The following is a 19288-nucleotide window of genomic DNA, read 5'->3' on the forward strand; positions in this document are numbered from 1 at the left end:
CTTTTATATCTATTTGAAAGTTCAAGTAAATTATAAAATCTTGAAAGTTTGCAATCTAAATAAGAATATTTAGATCCTGATGCCTCAGGATTGCGCTATAGTAAGGGCATAACTGCTGTTATGCCTTTCCTATCAAAATATAAAGAAGAGGAAATCCCCAGTGTTTGGAAAAACGCAGCGCGGTGTATCTCAAAGACCGAATAAGCCTAAAAAGCCACTGATTCCAGCTTGGCTTGGCACACTCGTGATCATTTTAATCGTGTTAAGTTTTTTAATGGCTCTCCTGTTGTGGAAACCTTGGGAGCCCGTCAAACCTAAAAATCAGGTCACTTCCCAGCATTATCAGGAAGAAGAGACCAATGAGGATTACCGTTTTTATGACCTGTTGCCACAGCAACAAGTTACTCCGATTCCAGAGCAGGCCGTTCCTGAAGCCAAATCCCAAGATACCATTGTGATTGTGGAAGCTCCTAAGCCTGAAGTGACTGAACCTGAAAGCACGCTAGAACCCGGTCAGGAAATGACGGAAGCACCACAACCCGCACCCGCCAGTTATATTCTGCAGGTCCGCAGTTTTGATGATCCGGATCAGGCAGATGCACGTCGTGCTGAAATTATTTTAAATGGCCTCTCGGCAGATGTGGTACGTAGTGTGGAAAATGGCAAGATCTGGTACCGTGTTGTTTCCGGCCCTTATGATTCAGCCGACGCCGCCATTATTGCCCAGCAAACCTTGCAAAATAGTGGTATCGATTCCATCGTGGTCAAACGCTAAAATTTTGATCTTTAAAAAAGCGCCAAATGGTGCTTTTTTTATTGCTTGCATTTTCAAATACAATGCAACAGAGCTTAAAATAGGGAAAGGAAGAAAAATATCAGATTTATGCCCTATCCGATGGAGGGCTTTTCTGGAACCCGTCACCCGTTCAGTAAGCGTAAAAGTATTCAGGATGGGCTTATTAAAATTGAGCAGTGCACTGGCTTTGCTGATCTGGAAATAGGTAGAGGGTGGGCAAGAACCATTCGCAAGCACTGGTTTCGATTGAAGATCGGCAGACAGGCTATCTCTGGTTGAAAAAGTACCGCTCACCTCAGGCAGAGGAAATCTGCCGAACCACAATCCGTCTGTTCCAACCTATCCAAGATCTGCTAAAAACCATTACCGCAGACAATGGTAAGGAGTTCAGCCTGCATGAGCCTGCTGCTGAAGGAAGAGAGATAAATGAATCTTTTGCTGATGTCTATAGCGCTTGGCAACAAGACTCGAAAGAATATACCAATGGCTTAATCAGAAGATTATTAGCAAAGTTAGCGATTTGAATAACGGTATAGATGAATAGCTCTCAAAAATCATGCTACGTTTGAATCATCGCTCAAGAAAAAGACGCGGCTTTAACAGTTCGAGTCAGGCAGGATGGCAACAACATGGTATTACACTTCACATGCAAATTTAAGTTAAGGATAAAATTTTGAAAATTTTCCCACTTAACCCACTTTTAAACAGCATTTCAAGACTGGGGCGGATATTTTCACCCTCTACCGTGATATGTTTTATATTAGAATGAAAATTAGAAGCATGATCATTAAAGGTAGCTTGTATGGAGTATTTAACCCCAAACTGATCTTTAACACAGATATTTTGTTTAAGCATTTTTTTCTCTGGAAATATTATAATAAGGAAATATCAATCTAAGGTTTTAATACTAAAGGATTTTAAATTTTAGAAACTCTATGATTGAGCTTAAATAAATTATTTGAAGAAGTATAAAAACTACGCCCATCTAGATTTAAGTCAACTTCAATACCTGACTCTAGAAGAACTCTTTTACCGACTTCCACTGTTTTTAAACCTTGACGTGTATTTTGCATTTTATTTAACGGGGTTAACGATACTAAAATTTCAGTACCATTTTGAGATTTTGCAATTAAATTATTATTTTTTAACAATTTATATCCTAGTTGTTAGATTTTCCCAATGTGGAAAGCTCTTATTAAATTTAAAAATCATAAAAAAAGCACTCATAAGTGCTTTTTTATAGTACTACTTACAATTACTTAGATAGCAACAATATTTACAGCATTCGGGCCTTTTTGTCCTTGTGCTACGCTGAATTCAACTTGTTGGCCTTCAAATAAAGTTTTAAAACCTGAGTTCGCAATTTCACTAAAATGAGCAAAAACGTCTGGACCAGCTTCTTGTTGAATAAAACCAAAACCTTTAGTTTCATTAAACCACTTTACCGTACCTTTAACGACATTAGAGTTTGACATATATATATCCTATTAATTTTTAATAATTTTTAGCCAAGCTATTGACTGAGTATAACTTTGAAATAATAAAGAATGAGACTTAAAATCTGAAAAAACGAAGGATTATAAATAAAACTGCGATACTTAAAGAAGATTTACCGAAACAAGACTTTTTTCTAGTTAAACCCACTATACACTAAAAATAAAAATAATCAAGTTTTCTTATATACATATTTATTTATTTTATAAAAAGGCCACTACGCAAAAGAATAAAGTCATCCAGCTTCTTGAAGCAGACATTTACACGACTGGATACGCCTCTCAGAGAGATTATAAAAACAAGCCAACTATTCAAGTGTATAAAACCTGAGCCTAAGCAGGATTGAGAATTAAAATAGAAGCCTATCTAAGGTGAAAATTTCTTATAGCCCATAAAAAGGACGCCTAAGCGTCCTTTTTAGAACTCTGAAAGCTGGATCAGTCAAATAAGCGGTCAAAGAATGATTTTTTCTTTGGAGAGGTCTTGCTTCCCTCACCTTCCATAGTCGCTTGCAATTCTTTCAATAATTCACGTTGACGTGCGGACAGATTGACAGGTGTTTCCACCACGATACGACAGAGCAAATCACCTTGCATGGTCGAACGTACCGGCTTCACGCCCTTACCCCGTAAACGGAACAGTTTACCGGTTTGAGTGCCTTCAGGAATTTTCAGACTGACACGCCCATCCAGAGTTGGAATCTGCACTTCTTTACCCAAAGCTGCATCCGCAATTGAAACAGGCACATCCATATACAGGTCGGCACCATCACGCTGGAAGATTTCATGCTCACGCACCACTACTTCAACGTATAGATCGCCTGACTGACCATCACGGATCGCTTCACCTTTACCGGTCAGACGTACACGGTCGCCATTGTCCACGCCCGCAGGAATAGTCACTTCCAGCGTTTGCTGACGTTCAGATACACCCGAGCCATGACATTTATTACATGGATTCTTGATGATCTTGCCCTGACCACGACAGGTGCTACAGGTTTGCTGTACCGAGAAGAAGCCTTGCTGCATACGCACCTGACCGGCACCATGACAGGTCGGACAGGTTTCTACATCATGTGGGTTTTTAGAACCTTTACCATCACAAGCCTCACAAGGTGCCGGTGCAGTAAAAGTAATGGTTTTTTTGACGCCCTTGACCGCTTCTTCCAGCGTCAGCTCCATCACATAGCGCAGGTCTGAACCACGGCGCTGGCGTTGCTGGCCACGGCCACCTCCGCCAAACGCTCCCCCGAAAATATCACCAAACTGGCTGAAAATATCTTCTGCGCTGAATCCGCCAAAGCCGCCTGCGCCGCCCCCCATACCACCTTCAAAGGCCTGATGGCCCATACGGTCATACATGCTGCGTTTTTCACTGTCGGATAGCACTTCATAGGCTTCCGCAGCTTCTTTAAACTTCTCTTCAGCTTCAGGGTTGTCCGGGTTACGGTCTGGATGATATTTCATCGCCAACTTACGGTAGGCTTTTTTAATTTCATCATCACTAGCGGTTTTAGCGATACCCAAAACCTCATAATAATCACGTTTAGCCATGTCTGGCGATGCTCCTCACGGAATTTATTTCATACTCAACTGTGGTCTGAAATTGGGGTCAAACCAAGTTTTACAAGGGGAATACTGAAAAAAATGTAGATTTTAGAAAACAGCTTTGCTTTGCGTAAATTTATGAATGCCTTTAAACCAAGCATTGATCAGGAAAATAAAGGCAATAAAGCTGAAGATGACACCAGTTACCGTACAAGCTTTTACCCAAAGCTGACTGTCCCAGGCAAAGAAAAACAGAGGAATAAACCACAGTGCTGCAAAGGCTGCCAGAACGATATAAATCACGATATTGCGCATGATCCACAAGGCCTGTGCCTGTAACCAAACTTCGGCATAATCCAGCTGGCTGACTTTACGTGCCAGCCAGTAGGCCAATAAACCACTGACCACCGTAAACAAGGCCAAAAACATGAACACATAAGCTATCCCCAGGGAACGTCGCATCTTGGTAAGAGTGTCTGAATTCATGTTTTTCAACCTTAGTGTGCTGTTCAGCACAGCGCCAAATTTACAGCAGCGTATCTTGTTCGAATTATTAAAATAGCAGGCCCTACTATATTGAAATTTTCAATATTTCGCACCTAAAATTATGACAAATTTAAACAGAATCTACACTTTTTCTTACTTTAAACCACTGCGCATATAAGGCAGGCAGGAAAAATAGCGTCAATAAAGTCGCTACAATCAATCCTCCCATGATGGCAACGGCCATCGGTCCAAAAAAGATACTCCGGGATAAGGGAATCATGGCGAGAACTGCCGCCAAAGCAGTCAGCACAATAGGCCGGCAACGGCGCACCGTGGCATTGATAATGGCATCCCACTGCGATTCCCCGGCCCGAATATCCTGTTCAATCTGGTCAATCAGGATGAGTGAGTTCCGCATGATCATGCCCGACAGCGCAATCGTGCCGAGCATGGCAACAAAGCCGAAAGGTTTATTGAAAATTAACAGGAATAGGACCACACCAATCAGCCCCAGTGGTGCGGTTAAAAACACAATCACAGCCCGGGAAATACTCTTGAGCTGAATCATCAGCAGGGTCATAACCACAGCTAAAAATAATGGCATACCGGCATTGACCGAACGCTGGCCACGAGCAGACTCTTCCACAGTCCCCCCTACCTCCAGCAGATAACCACTCGGCAGCTCAGTACGGATTTGGTCCAGCTCATCTTGCAGCTGCTTGACCACCGTTGCAGGTTGCAACTGGCTGCGAATATCGGCACGTACGGTAATGGTGGGCAAGCGGTTACGATGCCAGATCAGGCCTTCTTCAAAGCGATATTCAATCTTGGCAATTTGCGCCAGAGGCACCGCATGACCTGTTGCAGTCGGCACCGCCAGACTGCTGAGTGAACCGACATCGACCCGTTCAGCTTCATCCCCCCGCAACCGGATTTCAATCAGCTCGCGTTTTTCCCGGAACTGATCTATTACTGCCCCTGAAATCGAGCTGTTCAGGAAATTGGCCAGGTCCGTACTGCTGACTCCGAGCTGACGGGCACGGTCCTGATCGATCTCCAGCTGAATCATTTTGCTCGGCTCACCCCAGTCCAGATGGACATTGGTACTGTTCGGGTTTTGGCTCACCGTTGTCGCCACTTTCTGTGCCCATTCACGAACCAGAACCAGATCTTCTCCCGAAATCCGGAATTGCAGCGGATAGCCAACAGGCGGGCCATTTTCCAGTAAAGACACACGTGTCCTGACCTCGGGCAATAGCACCCGAATCTGGTCACTTAAGGATTTGCGGATTTCATTCCGATCTTCCAGGGAAGAGGCCAATACTACAAACTGGGCAAAACTGGTCTGGGGCAACTGCTGGTCCAGCGGCAAATAGAAACGTGGCGAACCGATGCCCACATAGGCCACATAATTGTCGATGCCCTCCTGCTTGGACAGGAACTGCTCGACCTTCCTGACCGCTGCTTCGGTGGCTTTCAGTGAAGCCCCTTCTTCCAGTTTTAAATCCACCAGAATTTCAGCACGATTCGAGGGCGGGAAGAACTGCTGAGGAACCAGTTTAAACATCACAATCGATAAGATAAAAATACCCAGGGTCGCAGCAATCACGGTTTTGCGATAGGTCACACAGGTATTGACCCAGCGCCGAAAGCCCTGATAAAACCGGGTCTGATAAGGATCATGCGCTTCCCCGGCCTGATGCACGACCGGTGCAGGTTCAGGCTGTTTGCGCAGACGTGCCCATATACGCTGATACCAAGGCGCTTTTTGCACTAAATCCTGATTAAAGTCCGGCAGCAACTTGTCCCCCAGATAGGGCACAAACAGAACTGCAGCCACCCAGGACATCAATAAGGCAATGGTCACCACCTGGAAAATGGAACGGGTATATTCGCCGGTACTGGACGCGGCTGTTGCAATCGGCAGGAAACCGGCAGCAGTAATCAAGGTGCCGGTCAGCATTGGAAAAGCGGTCGTACGCCAGGCATGACCCGCAGCCTGTAAGCGATTGAAGCCTTGTTCCATCTTGATCGCCATCATTTCAATCGCAATGATAGCGTCATCTACCAGCAGGCCGAGGGCCAGAATCAAAGCCCCCAGAGAAATTTTATGCAGCCCGACATCAAATAAATTCATGCCGGCAAAGGTCATGGCCAGCACCAGCGGAATCGAAAAGGCCACCACCAGACCGGTCCGGAAACCGAGAGAGAAAAAACTGACCAGCAGCACGATAATCACGGCCTCGGCCAGCACTTTCATAAACTCGTGGATACTGCGCTTGACCGCAACCGGCTGATCGGAAACTTTCTGTAGCTGCATGCCCAGTGGCAAGGTTTTTTGCAGACGGGCAAATTCCTGTTCCAGATTTTTACCCAGGGCAATAATATCGCCGCCTTTGCGCATCGACACCGCAATACCAATCCCATTCTCGCCCATAAAGCGCATACGAGGCTGGGCCGGGTCAGTAAAACCGCGATAAACCTCTGCCACATCTCCCAGCTGGATGGTCTGCCCATTGACATATAGCGGTAGTTGTTGCAGCTCTTCCACACTCTGCAATGCACCACTCACCCGAACCTGAATCCGGTCTGAGGCGGTTTCAAAAAAACCGGCATGGGTCATGGCATTTTGCTGCTGTAGTGCCTGTTGAATGGCAGTCACCGGAATACCGAGCTGGGTGGCTTTGGTATTGGAGATTTCAATCCAGATTTTCTGGTCCTGCAAGCCAATCAGTTCCACCTTGGCCACATCTTTAACACGCTGCAGCTGGAGTTGCAGACGGTCTGCATAGTCTTTTAGCGTGGCATAATCAAAGTCTGCGCCCTTGATTACATAGATATTACCGAAAGTATCGCCAAACTCATCATTGAAAAATGGGCCTTGTACACCTTGCGGCAGTTCATGGCTGATGTCATTGATTTTTTTACGAACGTTATACCAAACATCGGCAACTTCATTGGAATGTAAAGAATCCTTGGCAATAAAGGTCACCATGGATTCGCCCGGACGTGAATAGGCCATGATCCGCTCATATTGCCCGGTGGTCATCAGCTCTTTTTCAATCCGGTCCGTGACATGCAAAGAGACTTCCTTGGCGCTCGCGCCCGGCCAGTAAGTTTGTACCACCATGACTTTAAAGGTAAATGGCGGGTCTTCGCTCTGTGACAGCTTGGAATAAGAGACGATCCCGATCAGACCCAGCAGGATCATAAAATATAGCACCAGCCCTTTATTTTTTAAGGCCCATTCAGACAGGTTAAAGTTCATATTTAACTCCCTGCCTGAATTGTCACGCTACGGTTTTCCCGATCAATCGGATGGATTTTCTGCCGTTCATGCAGTAGATGCACACCGCCCACCACCACATAATCAGTGGCATTCAGGCCACTTAATACCGCGACACTGTCACGGCCATAGGCGCCCAGTTGCACCGGCAGCTTCTGCACCGTATGGTCCGGCTTGACCACCATCACATAAGCCTGCTGTCCATGGGCGGACACACTGGACAAGGGCACACTCAATATATTGTCATGCTGGTGCTGAAAGAAGACCCGGGCACTTTGTCCGAGCTGAATCTGGCTGTTGCCTTCGCGCAGGGCAACCTTGACCCTAAAGGTACGTGACTGATCCGCAGCAGGTGAAATCTCGCGTACAAAAGCGGCAAATTTCTCTTCGGGTTTGGACCAGAGCGTGACCTCGGCGGCCTGTCCGGTTTTGATTCCGGCAATTGCCTGTTCAGGCACTCCAATGACCACCTCACGCTCTCCGGCAATCGCCAGTTCAAAGGCTGCCTGACCTGCGGCCAGCACCTGGCCAACTTCGATATGGCGTGCAGTAATCACACCCTTCTTATTGGCAATCAGCTGGTTATAAGCCGTCTGGTTCCTGACAGTCTCATAATTGGACTGGGCCTGTTTCAGATGAGATAAAGCCGCCTTGTATTGATTATCTACGGCGTCATATTGCGAACGGCTGACGGCATTGGATGGCAAGAGCTGCTTGAAACGCTGTAATTCGTCTGATGCAACCTTACTGGCCGACTGGGCGCTTTCCAGCTGCGCACGTGCTGCATTGAGCTGTAACTGGGCATCTTTAATATCCAGCGTCGCCAGAACCTGCCCGACTTTGACTTGATCACCCACCTCGACAAAACGCTGGGTGACCTGCCCCCCGACCCGAAAAGCCAGCGCCGTTTGCTGACGCGCCTGTACTTCTCCAGCATAACTCTTCAGTTCGTGCTGTGAGGTTTTTGGCATCGTCACCATCACAAAAGGAACTTCCTGTTCGGTAGCCATCGTCTCTTTGCTACATCCGGCTAAGGCTATGCTACAAAGAATAATCATGCTGGCCAAAGCGCTCTGAATCCTGCTCATCGTGTTCGCTCTTATCTAATCGTCATTTTTAGGGCAAAATAGGCTGATATATTAAACTGATCATTTTTTAATTAATATACCACTCGGTACACTAATTAAAATAGCACCCTTAATACATTGGCTATATTGATTTTTTTTGGATGAAGTTGTGCAAATACCTGTGGGGCGACCCAAAGATCTGGAAAAGCGTCAACGTATACTAGAGGCCGCCAAGGCACTATTTCTGGCGCATGGCTATCAGGGTTCCAGCATGAACCAGATTGCGCGTACAGCCGGCGTCACGAAGCTGACGGTATATAACCATTTTCAGGACAAGGCGACCCTGTTTAGCTGCGCGATTGAACATACCTGTGAAGCTATTTTGCAGGAACATCCTCAAGTACTGGCACCAGACAGCAATTTCGCCCAGGCGCTGTATCAGGTCTGCAGCCGCTCTTTAAATATTGCCAACCGGCCGGAAGCGATCAAGCTGGATCTGCTGCTCATGGAGCTGGCCGCAGAGCAAAGTCCGCTGACCGAACGCTTTTATCAGGCCTCGCATAGCAAGCTGCACCGGGTCTGGAATGAGTTTTTTTCCCGTGCCCAGCAATTCGCGCTGATCCAGGCAGATGAACCCCAACAGCAGACCGAACTGATGGTTTCTTTACTGATGGGCATGCGTCACCATCAAGTGCTGCTCGGCCTGTGCCCACCACCGAGCCAGACTGAACAGCATCAGATCATTCAGCAGGCGATTGAGATCTTTATGCTGAAATATGCCCCTGCTCCTGCCTGAGGACTTGGCTGTTTTTTATTCTCCTGTTCCAGATCTGCTAAAAATTACAGCAAAAATCCGCTAACTTTTAGCTTTATAGGGCTTGGATTGTCACCTATTCGGGGTATAGTCAAATGATGTTCTGGGAGGGAAACACAAGAATGATTCAACAGATTGATGCACCACTACGCGAAGACGTACGTTTACTGGGAAACCTGCTGGGAGAAACCCTAAAACTCCATGCCGGACAAGATTTGTTTAATCAGGTCGAGCAGATTCGGGCTTTATCCAAAGGCGCACGTGATGGCCAGGTGGAAGCTGAAAAGCAGCTTGAACAGTTATTTCTGAGTTTGGAAGATCATGAAATCCTGCCTCTGACCCGTGCTTTTACCCATTTTCTCAACTTTGCCAATATTGCCGAGCAATACCATGTGGTGCGCCGCCGCCGTCAAAGCGAGTTTGATGAAACGGCTGAGTCTCCTAATCCGCTGGTACCCTTATTTGAAAAATTCAAGCAGCAGGACATTAGCGCAGACACCCTGTATCAACAGATCTGTGAATTAAAAATTGAACTGGTGCTGACCGCACATCCAACCGAGGTCAGCCGCCGTACCCTGATTCAAAAATATGATGACATCAATGACTGCCTGTCAAAATGTGACCAGCAGAAATTGACACCACGCGAACGTCAGGCTGTACTGAATGAACTGAAACAGCTGATCACCTCTGCTTGGCAAACGGATGAAATTCGTCAGCATCGCCCGACACCGATTGATGAGGCAAAGTGGGGCTTTACCACCATTGAACAGACCTTGTGGAATGCCGTACCCAAATTCATTCGTGAGCTGGATGGCCTGGTACAGGAACACTGTACCCAGCCTCTGCCTCTGAGCGTCGCACCAGTACGCTTTGCTTCGTGGATGGGCGGCGACCGCGATGGTAACCCGAATGTGACCCATCAGGTGACTCAGGAAGTACTTTGGCTGTCACGCTGGAAAGCCGCAGACCTGTACCTGCGCGATATTGAAGATTTACGTTGGGAACTCTCGATCCAGCAATGTAGTGAAGAGCTGCAACAGGCACTCGGACAAGCACATCCGGAACCGTACCGTGAATATCTACGTGATACCCGGGAACGTCTGAAAGCCACCCGCAACTGGCTGGCCGAGAAACTACACAATAAAGATGCCGATGATAGCCGGGTCATCAAAAGCAAAGATGAGCTGCTACAGCCTCTGCTGCTCTGCTATCGCTCATTACAAGCCTGCAATCTGCCTGAGATTGCCAATGGCAAACTGCTTGATTTTATCTACCGGGTAAACAGTTTCGGAATCGAATTGCTAAAACTGGATATTCGCCAGGAATCAGGCCGCCATCGTCAAGCGATTTCTGCCATTACTGAATATCTGGGACTGGGTAATTTTGAAACCTGGACCGAACAGGCGCGTCAGAACTTCCTGTTGCAGGAATTACAGAGCAAGCGTCCGCTGCTGCCTAAACATCTGAATGAACCGGTAGGCAGCCTGATTCAACATCCAGATGTGCAAGAGGTCTTTGCCACCATGCGTACTCTGGCGGAACAGCCAAGTGAATGTCTGGGGGCGTATATTATTTCCATGGCGGAATATCCAAGTGATGTACTGGCCGTGCTGTTACTGCAAAAAGAAGCCGGCATTAAAACTCCGTTACGGGTTGTGCCTTTATTTGAAACCTTAAAAGACCTCGACGGCGCAGCCAGCACCATGTCGACCTTGTGGAATATGCACTGGTACAAACAGCATATTCAGGGCAAACATGAGGTCATGATTGGCTATTCAGACTCAGCCAAGGATGCCGGCTTTATGTCTGCCAACTGGGCGCAGTATCGTGCTCAGGAAGAGCTGACCGTGGTTGCCAAACAGCATGGCATACAACTGACCTTATTCCATGGTCGAGGCGGTTCAATCAGCCGGGGCGGCGCACCTACCCAGCAGGCACTGTTCTCGCAGCCACCCGGTTCAATTTCCGGTACCATCCGTGTCACTGAACAGGGGGAAATGATTCGCTTTAAGTTTGGTCTGGAAGGCATTGCCCTGCAAAATCTGGAAATTTATAGCGCTGCAACCCTAGAAGCCACTCTGTTGCCACCCCCTGAGCCTAAACCAGAATGGCGTGAACTGATGCACCAGATGACTGATCTGTCGGTTCAGGTCTATCGCCAGACAGTTCGTGAAAACCCTCATTTCGTCAAATACCTGCGCACTGTAACGCCAGAGCTGGAATTGCAGATGTTGCCACTCGGTTCACGCCCGGCCAAACGTAAAGTTAGTGGCGGGATTGAGTCCCTGCGCGCCATTCCCTGGGTATTTGCCTGGACTCAAATTCGTCTCATGTTGCCGGCTTGGCTAGGCACAGGCGCTGCCATTAATCAGGTGATCGATCAGGGGCAAAAAGAGCTGCTGAATGAAATGCTGCAACAATGGCCGTATTTCCAGACCCTGATTGATATGCTGGAAATGGTGCTTTCCAAAGCAGATGGTCATGTGGCGCTGTATTATGAGTCGCATTTAACCGAGGATGAAGATCTAAAAGTCTTGGGCAATGAACTGCGTCAACGCTTAAAAGACGCGGTACAAACCCTGCTGGCGTTAAAAGGCGAATCAAAACTGCTGACCAGCAATGACATCCTGGATCAGTCCATGCGTGTGCGAAAGCCTTATCTGCTTCCCCTGCACCTGTTACAGGCCGAACTGATGAAACGCCGTCGCAGCTATCTGGCTGAGCAAAATGCCGAGCATACCCCGGTTGACCATGCCTTGATGGTCAGTATTGCCGGAATTGCTGCCGGTTTACGCAACACCGGCTGATCTGTTCAGCTTAACTGAAAGCACATCTACCCGATGTGCTTTTTTATTGAGCAGTCAATTGCAGAAATAATATTTATTTCATAAATCGAATAAAATTTATTTATACATGACATGTAGCCATAATCAATTAATCAATCCACTGATTTAGTTTTGTTTTTAATATAAACACTTTTACCGATTGGTAAATTATTTAAGAAACTCAGTGAATTAATTTGAACAAAATACGACTGGCAGCAATTAAATCTTCTACAGAACCAGAGTATGATGTGCACAATTTATCTTAAGAGTGCTCATTTTATGGCCAACTGGTTTCCAAAATGGCGCCCCTATCAGGGCAATATTGATGCACGACCGGTAGGTACTGCAGAATATTTACCTCCTGCACAAACTGTGGTGCTTGGTGTCCAACATGCCTTTGCCATGTTTGGTGCAACCGTGCTGGCGCCTTTTTTAATGGGATTTGATCCCAATCTGGCCATTTTAATGTCCGGCATCTGTACCCTGCTATTTTTTCTGATCACCGGGGGACGTGTTCCAAGTTATTTGGGTTCCAGTTTTGCCTTTATTGGTGTGGTGATTGCCGCAACCGGTTATGCCGGTGCAGGCGGCGGTTTAAATCCGAATATTGGAGTGGCAGCAAGCGGGATTATTGCCTGCGGTATTTTATATGCCTTGATTGGGGTGGTGGTCATGGCCACCGGTAAACGCTGGATTGAAAAACTGATGCCGCCAGTGGTGACTGGCGCTGTGGTCATGATCATTGGCCTGAATCTGGCACCTGCCACCGTGAAAAACGTGATGGGCAATGATTTCAACTCCTGGATGGCCTTGCTGACCGTGATGTGTATGGGGTCGATTGCCGTCTTTACCCGTGGCTTGCTGCAGCGTTTGTTATTGCTGATCGGTCTGCTGCTGGCCTATTTGGTCTATTATCTTCTGAGCAATGTCATGGGTTATGGCACCGCCATTAACTTCTTGCCGGTTCAGCAAGCCGCCTGGTTCGGGATTCCCGAGTTTCATTCTCCGACCTTTGATGCCAATGCCATGCTGATCATTGCACCGATTGCATTTATTTTGGTGGCCGAGAATCTGGGGCATATCAAAGCCGTAGGTGCTATGACAGGTGAAAACCTTGATCCGCACATTGGCAAAGCCTTCGTGGCCGATGGCATCGCCACCTCGCTTGCAGGCAGTGTCGGTGCTCCTGGCATGACCACCTATGGTGAAAATATCGGGGTGATGGCTGTGACCCGAGTGTACTCGACCATCATTTTTGCCGTGGCCGGTGTTTTTGCCATTTTCCTCGGATTATCACCCAAGTTTGGTGCCATTGTGCATACCATTCCAACCGCCATTCTGACCGGGGCATCGATTGTGGTATTTGGTCTGATTACCATTGCCGGTGCAAAAATCTGGATTGAAAACAAAGTCGATTTTTCACAAAATAAAAACCTGATGGTCGCAGCCGTGACCATTATTCTGGGCACAGGAGACTTTGCCCTGAACTTCGGTAATTTTACGTTGGGCGGTATTGGCACAGCAACCTTTGCAGCGCTCTTTCTGAACTGGTTCTTTGCTTTGGGTGAAAAAAAATAAGCCAGATTCATATAAAAAAAGCAGCCATAAGGCTGCTTTTTTTATATCGCCAGAATTGTTTAAATAGGCTTAATCTTTTATATGAGCATCCTGCCGATGCGTCTGGATTTTTTTGATTTACGTCTTTTTCTCAATATAGTCGATACCGGTAGCCTGACCAGAGGTGCTGAACGCTCTGCCATTTCTTTACAAGCGGCCAGTGAACGGATTAAAAAGCTGGAACAGCAATATCAGGTCAGTCTGTTCAGCCGCCATTCCGGTGGGGTAAAAATGACTTTTGCAGGGCAGGTCTTTGCTGAGCATGCCCAAGCCCTGTTGCAACAAGGACAACAATTGTCTCAAGCCATGGCTGGCTTTAGTGAAGGACTCAATTCCAATATCAGCTTATGGTGTAACTCTTCAGCACAAAGTGAGTATCTGCCCCTATTATTACCCCAGTATTTGGTAAATAACCCAAATATCCAGATCGATTTAAAAGAAGCAGAAAGCAATGACATCATTGCAGCTTTGGTGAACGGCACTGCCAAGCTAGGACTGATCTCTAGCTTTTTTCCTGCACCCCAATTACAGACTCTGGAATTTTCAGATGATCCTCTGGTACTGATCTGCCCTGAACAGCATGATTTGGCCACGAATCCGGCATTAAAATTAGCAGACTGTCTGAATTATCCCTTTGTGGGCTTGATGCAATATCACTCTTTGCAGCAGTCGATTGAAACCCAAGCTCGCTTGCTGAACTGTGAGATTCAATACCGCTTGCGCTTACCGAATTTTGCGGCCATTGCCCAAGTTGTGGCCAATGGAGTAGGTATTGCAATTATGCCAAAACGCGCTGCACAACATTTATCAAAACTCTATGCATTTCAGCAAATCCAACTGACCGGAGATTGGGCCAACCGTAAGTTATTGTTAGCTGCAAAGAGCTTTGATGAACTGAGCACGGCCTATCAGCACTTTAGCCAGTTCCTCATTTCTGCGGATGTACAAAAAATCCTGAATTAAATCCAGCCGAATTGATGCAACGCCATATAGCTGCCTAAGGCAATCAGGCCGATAAAAAATACGGTACGGAATGTCTGTTCAGGGATACGGGAACGGATGTTCTTGCCGAACCACATCCCGATCAAGGCAGGAAGCAGTGCAATTGCGGACATGGCATAATCAATCGGCATATCTTCTACTGGGTTTCGGTGCAGGAAAATGGCCAAACATACCGTCGAGGTAGTAAATACAAGACCCAAGGCCTGTACCAGATCATCACGTTTTAAATGCAGGGTCTGCAAATAAGGCACCACTGGAATCACCACTACACCCGTCGCCACGGTCAAGGCACCGCCAAGATATCCCATCATCGGAGAAAGCCACTTTTCATGCTGGCTTAAATCTGGCATCCGTTTCGCCAGTAAACCATATAGGCCATATAGGGCAAGCATCGCGCCCAATAAGGCTTCACTGTGAAATTCAGAATGGCCTAACGTCGGAAAAATACTCCAGACCGAACCCACGATAATGCCGGCCAGCAATAGCCAGAAACGGCGAATCAGTTTCAGCACATGACCTTCAGCAAAGAGTTGCCAAAAATTGGTCAGCATTGAAGGTACAATGAGTAAAGTTGCTGCCTGAAATGGACTCATAAATATAGTCAGCAACCCCATAGACACCGCAGGCAAACCCAAGCCAATGGTGCCTTTAATCAGACCAGCCAGCGCAAAAATAGCAATAACAAAAGCAGTCATCTGATGACCCTAAATTGATTTAGGTTCATGCTATAGAAATCACGGATAGAGAAAAATCAGGGTTTTAAGAAGGAAGCCTCAAGTAAATCTTGAGGCTTCAGATGAATGTGCTGAAAACTAGCAGACTGATCAGCGAAAATCGGATTTAAAACTGGTTTAAGGACGAAATTCTTTTAGCTCCCGCTGAATAAAATACTGGAACATTTCCCGGTACAGATGCTCAATAAATTTCTGGTCCACGCCCTGCTGTTGGGCCAAAGCCCTTACCTTTTCCACAATCTGCTCCATACGCTCCGGTGATTGCAGATCGGTTTCAGTTTTTTTAAAACGTGTGGTTTGATCAACATAGAATTGACGCGCAGCAATCAGCTCAACTAAAGCTGTATCAATGGCATCGATCTGGTGACGTGCATGTTGTAATGATTCAGCTTTGATTTTTTCCATATTGATTCAGTTCATGCTCAGTTTGATTATCACTTTTATACTTTTCTTCTAACACATTACTGAAAATACTTTCAATCATCCAGACACGATATAGGCTATTAAATGTGTAACTTTGCCCTTCAATCCGCAATTCCAGTACCGGGAAATCAGGCTGGGACTTCATTTCGCACAAAGTGTCGTTTTCTTGTAATTTGGTCTGAATATCTTCCTGGGTCAGCTCGTCCAGCTTCAACTCCTGCTGTAGACGCTTGATATGCGGTGCATAGGACAAGTCATAGCCACGCGTCCAGACGGCTTGCAGAATTTGGTACATGGCATCAATGCGCTGCTCTTCCGGACAGCTATAGAACAACTGTGCCATCGGTACAATGGCCTGCTCAGTCGGTCGGCAAAAAGGTGTAAATTTGACCTCGGTACGTTTGGATAAACGGGTCGCCAGATTCCATTTAAACCAGTCCCGTCCACGATAGGATAAGGGATAGACATTCAGCCGGATATTATAAAAATCGGCCAGCTCTTCCTTGATATAAGCCAATAACAGCCAGGAAATCGGATCTTCCAGCGCAATATACAGATCCAGTTCCGGATTCATTGACTGGATTTCATTCAGCTCTTCTGCATCGCTGATCAAATGCTCACGCCATTCAATATGATTGATCAGGAAAATCGGATTATCGGTCAGCAGCTTTTGCTGTTTCAAGCGCCGGGTCAGACGCAGTAAATCATCTACCGCATGATACTGACGTCCGCCAAAAGTGAAATAGCTGGCCAGAATAGGGGTGGTATTGAAAATCCGTTCCGGAAAATTTTGCGCGGCATGATGGCGACTGGCCATGATATATAAGGTGCGTAATTTTCCGTTCTGTTTTTGCCAGAGCATATGGAACACATCTTCGAGCAGATACAGAAAATTCTGTCCACGTAAGGGGGTGTTTTTCAGAATGACTGCGGCCTGTTTCAGGGCTTCCGGGCTGGGCAGCTCAGGCTTATCGTGGAAGCTGAAACGATGCTGCTTGGCCAGAATTTTCGCATCATGAATGCAGTAATGCTGCCATTCATCAAAGGACATCTGGTTGGGGGGTTCAGCGCGTTGCTCGGAAATCACGACTTTGAGAGGCTTGAGCTGCGAGCTTAAGATCTCTTCCAGCTGGGGCAGCTGCTGTACGGCCAGATAACTATAGACATCATCCAGTCTTAAATGGATGCTGAGACCATCTTCAATAGATAACACCGCTTGACGAACTGGCTTCTGGTAAAACCAGCTCGATCGGATTGGATCAAACCAACGGCGTAACAGGGACATGAGATCAGCCTCGAATAATGTCTTGTCGTGCCAACCCCTGCTGGCACGCTTGCGCTATGCAAGCCCCTATTATGAAGAGATTTGCATAGAGATATAAGTCTTGTGCAAATTTTATATCAAGTCATGAACAAATGTTCAATATTTAACAATGAATTAGACCTCGAGATTGAGGTCAGTGACTGCCCCTTTTTCAGCACCGGTGGTCAATTTAGCAAACTTTGCCAAAGCACCAGAGCGATAATGGGGTGCAGGTTTGACCCAGGCCGCACGGCGTACTGCCAGTTCTTCATCGGAAATATGCAGGGTCATTTCACGGGTTTCGGCATTGATCGAGATTTTATCGCCATTTTTAACCAGTCCGATCGGGCCGCCTTCATAAGCTTCGGGCGTCACGTGACCAATCACAAAACCATGACTGCCGCCGGAAAAACGGCCATCGGTAATTAAAGCCACTGAGTTGCCCAGTCCTTTGCCAATAATAGCCGAGGTCGGTTTGAGCATTTCAGGCATGCCCGGACCACCTTTCGGGCCTTCACCACGAATTACCACCACTTCACCGGGCTTGACTTCGCCATCTAAAATCCCACGCATGGCACCGATTTCTCCCTCAAACACCCGTGCCGGCCCCTCAAAATACAGCCCCTCTTTGCCGGTGATTTTGGCCACCGCTCCTGTAGGAGACAAATTGCCTTTTAGGACTACCAGATGCGAATCTTTTTTAATCGGCGCATCAAATGGCAGGATAATCTGTTGCCTTGGTGGATAGTCTGCGACATCCGCCAGGTTTTCTGCCAAGGTTTTACCCGTTACGGTCAGGCAAGAACCCTCCAGCATACCGGCATTCAGCATACGTTTCATCAGCGGTTGAATACCGCCAATGGCGATCAGTTCTGACATGAGGTATTTTCCGGATGGCCGTACATCGGCCACCACAGGAATATCTTTACCAATCCGCACGAAATCATCCAATGACAGCGCTACCCCTGCGCTATGGGCCATCGCCAGTAAATGTAGTACCCCATTGGTCGATCCACCCAGTGCAATCAGTACTTTAATGGCATTTTCAAAGGCGGCTTTGGTCATGATGTCACGCGGTTTAAGGTCTAGGCGTAACAGGTTCATGACCGCCTCACCCGCACGCATACAGTCAATTTTTTTCTCTTCGGAAACGGCTTCCTGTGCCGATGAGCCTGGCAAGCTCATGCCTAAGGCTTCAATGGCAGAGGCCATCGAGTTGGCAGTATACATTCCTCCACAAGATCCCGGCCCCGGCAGAGCCACCTCTTCAATCTGCTTGACCTGAATTTCGTTAATTTCGCCTTTGGCATATTGTCCCACTGCTTCAAACACCGAAATCATGTCAGTATGCCCAGCTCCCGGTTTAATGGTCCCGCCATAAATAAACAGGCCGGGACGATTTAAACGGGCCAGTCCCATAATACAACCCGGCATATTCTTATCGCAGCCACCAATCGCAATGACGCCATCATAGGCCTGACAACCGACCACCGCTTCAATGGAATCAGCAATAATTTCGCGTGAGACCAAGGAGTATTTCATCCCTTCAGTCCCATTCGAAATTCCATCAGAGATAGTAATGGTATTAAAGATAATGCCTTTGCCATTGGCAAAATTCACTCCTTTTTCAACTTCACGGGCCAGCCTGTCAATATGCATATTGCAGGGTGTGACATTGGCCCAAGTCGAGGCAATACCAATAAATGGACGCTTAAAATCTGCATCTTTAAAACCGGTTGCCCGCATCATGGAACGTGCCGGGGCATTTTCTATACCATCGTAAACGGGGGCTGAATGTTCGCGGATATTGTCTTTACTCATTATTTTTTCCTTGGCGATGACCGATTTTCAGCTTCAGTCTTTGGCAATTTATTCTAAGCTCATTGTATAGAAG

17 protein-coding genes are annotated in these 19288 nt (G+C 46.9%); 6 read left to right on the forward strand and 11 right to left on the reverse strand.

The annotated features are described in order from the left end of the window. The first annotated feature begins 160 nt into the window (after nt 1-160). Together NI467_RS07460 and NI467_RS07465 are read left to right on the forward strand one after the other, a co-directional pair. A complete protein-coding gene (locus tag NI467_RS07460; protein ID WP_151207181.1) occupies nt 161-775 on the forward strand; it encodes an SPOR domain-containing protein in 615 nt (204 codons plus the stop codon). A 233-nt stretch (nt 776-1008) separates the two neighbouring features. Further along, entirely contained in the window at nt 1009-1320 is a 312-nt protein-coding gene (locus tag NI467_RS07465; protein WP_151207179.1) for an IS30 family transposase, read from the forward strand. A 130-nt stretch (nt 1321-1450) separates the two neighbouring features. Here the strand turns inward: NI467_RS07465 and NI467_RS07470 are convergent, their stop codons facing one another. The 7 genes from NI467_RS07470 to NI467_RS07500 all read right to left on the reverse strand — a co-directional run bounded on the left by NI467_RS07470 (nt 1451) and on the right by NI467_RS07500 (nt 8697). Further along, nucleotides 1451-1651 carry a hypothetical protein gene (locus NI467_RS07470; RefSeq protein ID WP_151207177.1) on the reverse strand — a complete coding sequence of 67 codons (201 nt, stop codon included), beginning with the start codon at nt 1649-1651 and terminating at the stop codon, nt 1451-1453. Between the two features lie 62 nt (nt 1652-1713). After that, nucleotides 1714-1947, reverse strand: coding sequence for a hypothetical protein (locus NI467_RS07475; RefSeq protein ID WP_151205464.1), 234 nt, complete (start codon nt 1945-1947; stop codon nt 1714-1716). 108 nt (nt 1948-2055) lie between these two features. Then, nucleotides 2056-2271 (reverse strand): cold-shock protein, encoded by a 216-nt coding sequence (locus NI467_RS07480; RefSeq protein WP_151205465.1) that lies wholly within the window; start codon nt 2269-2271, stop codon nt 2056-2058. 456 nt (nt 2272-2727) lie between these two features. Beyond that, nucleotides 2728-3843 (reverse strand): molecular chaperone DnaJ, encoded by a 1116-nt coding sequence (dnaJ, locus tag NI467_RS07485; protein WP_151207175.1) that lies wholly within the window; start codon nt 3841-3843, stop codon nt 2728-2730. A gap of 102 nt (nt 3844-3945) precedes the next feature. After that, nucleotides 3946-4323, reverse strand: coding sequence for a hypothetical protein (locus NI467_RS07490; protein WP_151207173.1), 378 nt, complete (start codon nt 4321-4323; stop codon nt 3946-3948). A gap of 130 nt (nt 4324-4453) precedes the next feature. Beyond that, a complete protein-coding gene (locus tag NI467_RS07495) occupies nt 4454-7591 on the reverse strand; it encodes an efflux RND transporter permease subunit (protein WP_151207171.1) in 3138 nt (1045 codons plus the stop codon). Between the two features lie 2 nt (nt 7592-7593). Next, nucleotides 7594-8697 (reverse strand): efflux RND transporter periplasmic adaptor subunit, encoded by a 1104-nt coding sequence (locus tag NI467_RS07500; protein WP_151207169.1) that lies wholly within the window; start codon nt 8695-8697, stop codon nt 7594-7596. A 148-nt stretch (nt 8698-8845) separates the two neighbouring features. Between NI467_RS07500 and NI467_RS07505 the strand changes: the two genes are divergently transcribed. The 4 genes from NI467_RS07505 (at nt 8846) to NI467_RS07520 (ending at nt 14895) form a co-directional block, all read left to right on the forward strand. Further along, the gene (locus NI467_RS07505) at nt 8846-9472 is read left to right on the forward strand and encodes a TetR/AcrR family transcriptional regulator (protein WP_151207167.1); all 627 of its coding nucleotides are present in this window, start codon (nt 8846-8848) and stop codon (nt 9470-9472) included. Between the two features lie 140 nt (nt 9473-9612). Then, the gene (gene ppc, locus NI467_RS07510) at nt 9613-12297 is read left to right on the forward strand and encodes a phosphoenolpyruvate carboxylase (protein ID WP_151207165.1); all 2685 of its coding nucleotides are present in this window, start codon (nt 9613-9615) and stop codon (nt 12295-12297) included. 297 nt (nt 12298-12594) lie between these two features. After that, entirely contained in the window at nt 12595-13893 is a 1299-nt protein-coding gene (locus NI467_RS07515; protein ID WP_151207163.1) for a solute carrier family 23 protein, read from the forward strand. 96 nt (nt 13894-13989) lie between these two features. Further along, complete coding sequence (locus NI467_RS07520; protein WP_151207257.1) at nt 13990-14895, forward strand: LysR family transcriptional regulator; 906 nt, start codon at nt 13990-13992, stop codon at nt 14893-14895. Here NI467_RS07520 and NI467_RS07525 read toward each other — a convergent pair. The 4 genes from NI467_RS07525 to ilvD form a co-directional block, all read right to left on the reverse strand. Then, a complete protein-coding gene (locus NI467_RS07525) occupies nt 14892-15629 on the reverse strand; it encodes a sulfite exporter TauE/SafE family protein (RefSeq protein ID WP_151207161.1) in 738 nt (245 codons plus the stop codon). The genes NI467_RS07520 and NI467_RS07525 overlap by 4 nt on opposite strands. Before the next feature lie 156 nt (nt 15630-15785). Further along, nucleotides 15786-16073 (reverse strand): chorismate mutase, encoded by a 288-nt coding sequence (locus tag NI467_RS07530; protein WP_151205565.1) that lies wholly within the window; start codon nt 16071-16073, stop codon nt 15786-15788. Further along, on the reverse strand, nt 16054-17376 hold the full coding sequence (locus NI467_RS07535; RefSeq protein ID WP_151207159.1) for a hypothetical protein: 1323 nt from the start codon (nt 17374-17376) through the stop codon (nt 16054-16056). Before NI467_RS07535 ends, NI467_RS07530 begins: the two co-directional genes overlap by 20 nt. Nucleotides 17377-17529: 153 nt before the next feature. Continuing rightward, nucleotides 17530-19215, reverse strand: a complete 1686-nt coding sequence (gene ilvD / locus NI467_RS07540) for a dihydroxy-acid dehydratase (RefSeq protein WP_151207157.1) — start codon at nt 19213-19215, stop codon at nt 17530-17532. Nucleotides 19216-19288 lie beyond the last annotated feature (73 nt).

This window comes from Acinetobacter sp. S4397-1 (genome assembly GCF_024129285.1).
Lineage (GTDB): Bacteria > Pseudomonadota > Gammaproteobacteria > Pseudomonadales > Moraxellaceae > Acinetobacter > Acinetobacter lwoffii_C.

Bases quoted from the DNA above. Each gene is read 5' to 3' on its own strand.
- NI467_RS07470 (WP_151207177.1), bottom strand. From the start codon at position 1,651: ATGCTTAAACAAAATATCTGTGTTAAAGATCAGTTTGGGGTTAAATAC.
- NI467_RS07480 (WP_151205465.1), bottom strand. From the start codon at position 2,271: ATGTCAAACTCTAATGTCGTTAAAGGTACGGTAAAGTGGTTTAATGAA.
- dnaJ (WP_151207175.1), bottom strand. From the start codon at position 3,843: ATGGCTAAACGTGATTATTATGAGGTTTTGGGTATCGCTAAAACCGCT.
- NI467_RS07490 (WP_151207173.1), bottom strand. From the start codon at position 4,323: ATGAATTCAGACACTCTTACCAAGATGCGACGTTCCCTGGGGATAGCT.
- NI467_RS07495 (WP_151207171.1), bottom strand. From the start codon at position 7,591: ATGAACTTTAACCTGTCTGAATGGGCCTTAAAAAATAAAGGGCTGGTG.
- NI467_RS07500 (WP_151207169.1), bottom strand. From the start codon at position 8,697: ATGAGCAGGATTCAGAGCGCTTTGGCCAGCATGATTATTCTTTGTAGC.
- ppc (WP_151207165.1), top strand. From the start codon at position 9,613: ATGATTCAACAGATTGATGCACCACTACGCGAAGACGTACGTTTACTG.
- NI467_RS07515 (WP_151207163.1), top strand. From the start codon at position 12,595: ATGGCCAACTGGTTTCCAAAATGGCGCCCCTATCAGGGCAATATTGAT.
- NI467_RS07520 (WP_151207257.1), top strand. From the start codon at position 13,990: ATGCGTCTGGATTTTTTTGATTTACGTCTTTTTCTCAATATAGTCGAT.
- NI467_RS07525 (WP_151207161.1), bottom strand. From the start codon at position 15,629: ATGACTGCTTTTGTTATTGCTATTTTTGCGCTGGCTGGTCTGATTAAA.
- NI467_RS07530 (WP_151205565.1), bottom strand. From the start codon at position 16,073: ATGGAAAAAATCAAAGCTGAATCATTACAACATGCACGTCACCAGATC.
- NI467_RS07535 (WP_151207159.1), bottom strand. From the start codon at position 17,376: ATGTCCCTGTTACGCCGTTGGTTTGATCCAATCCGATCGAGCTGGTTT.
- ilvD (WP_151207157.1), bottom strand. From the start codon at position 19,215: ATGAGTAAAGACAATATCCGCGAACATTCAGCCCCCGTTTACGATGGT.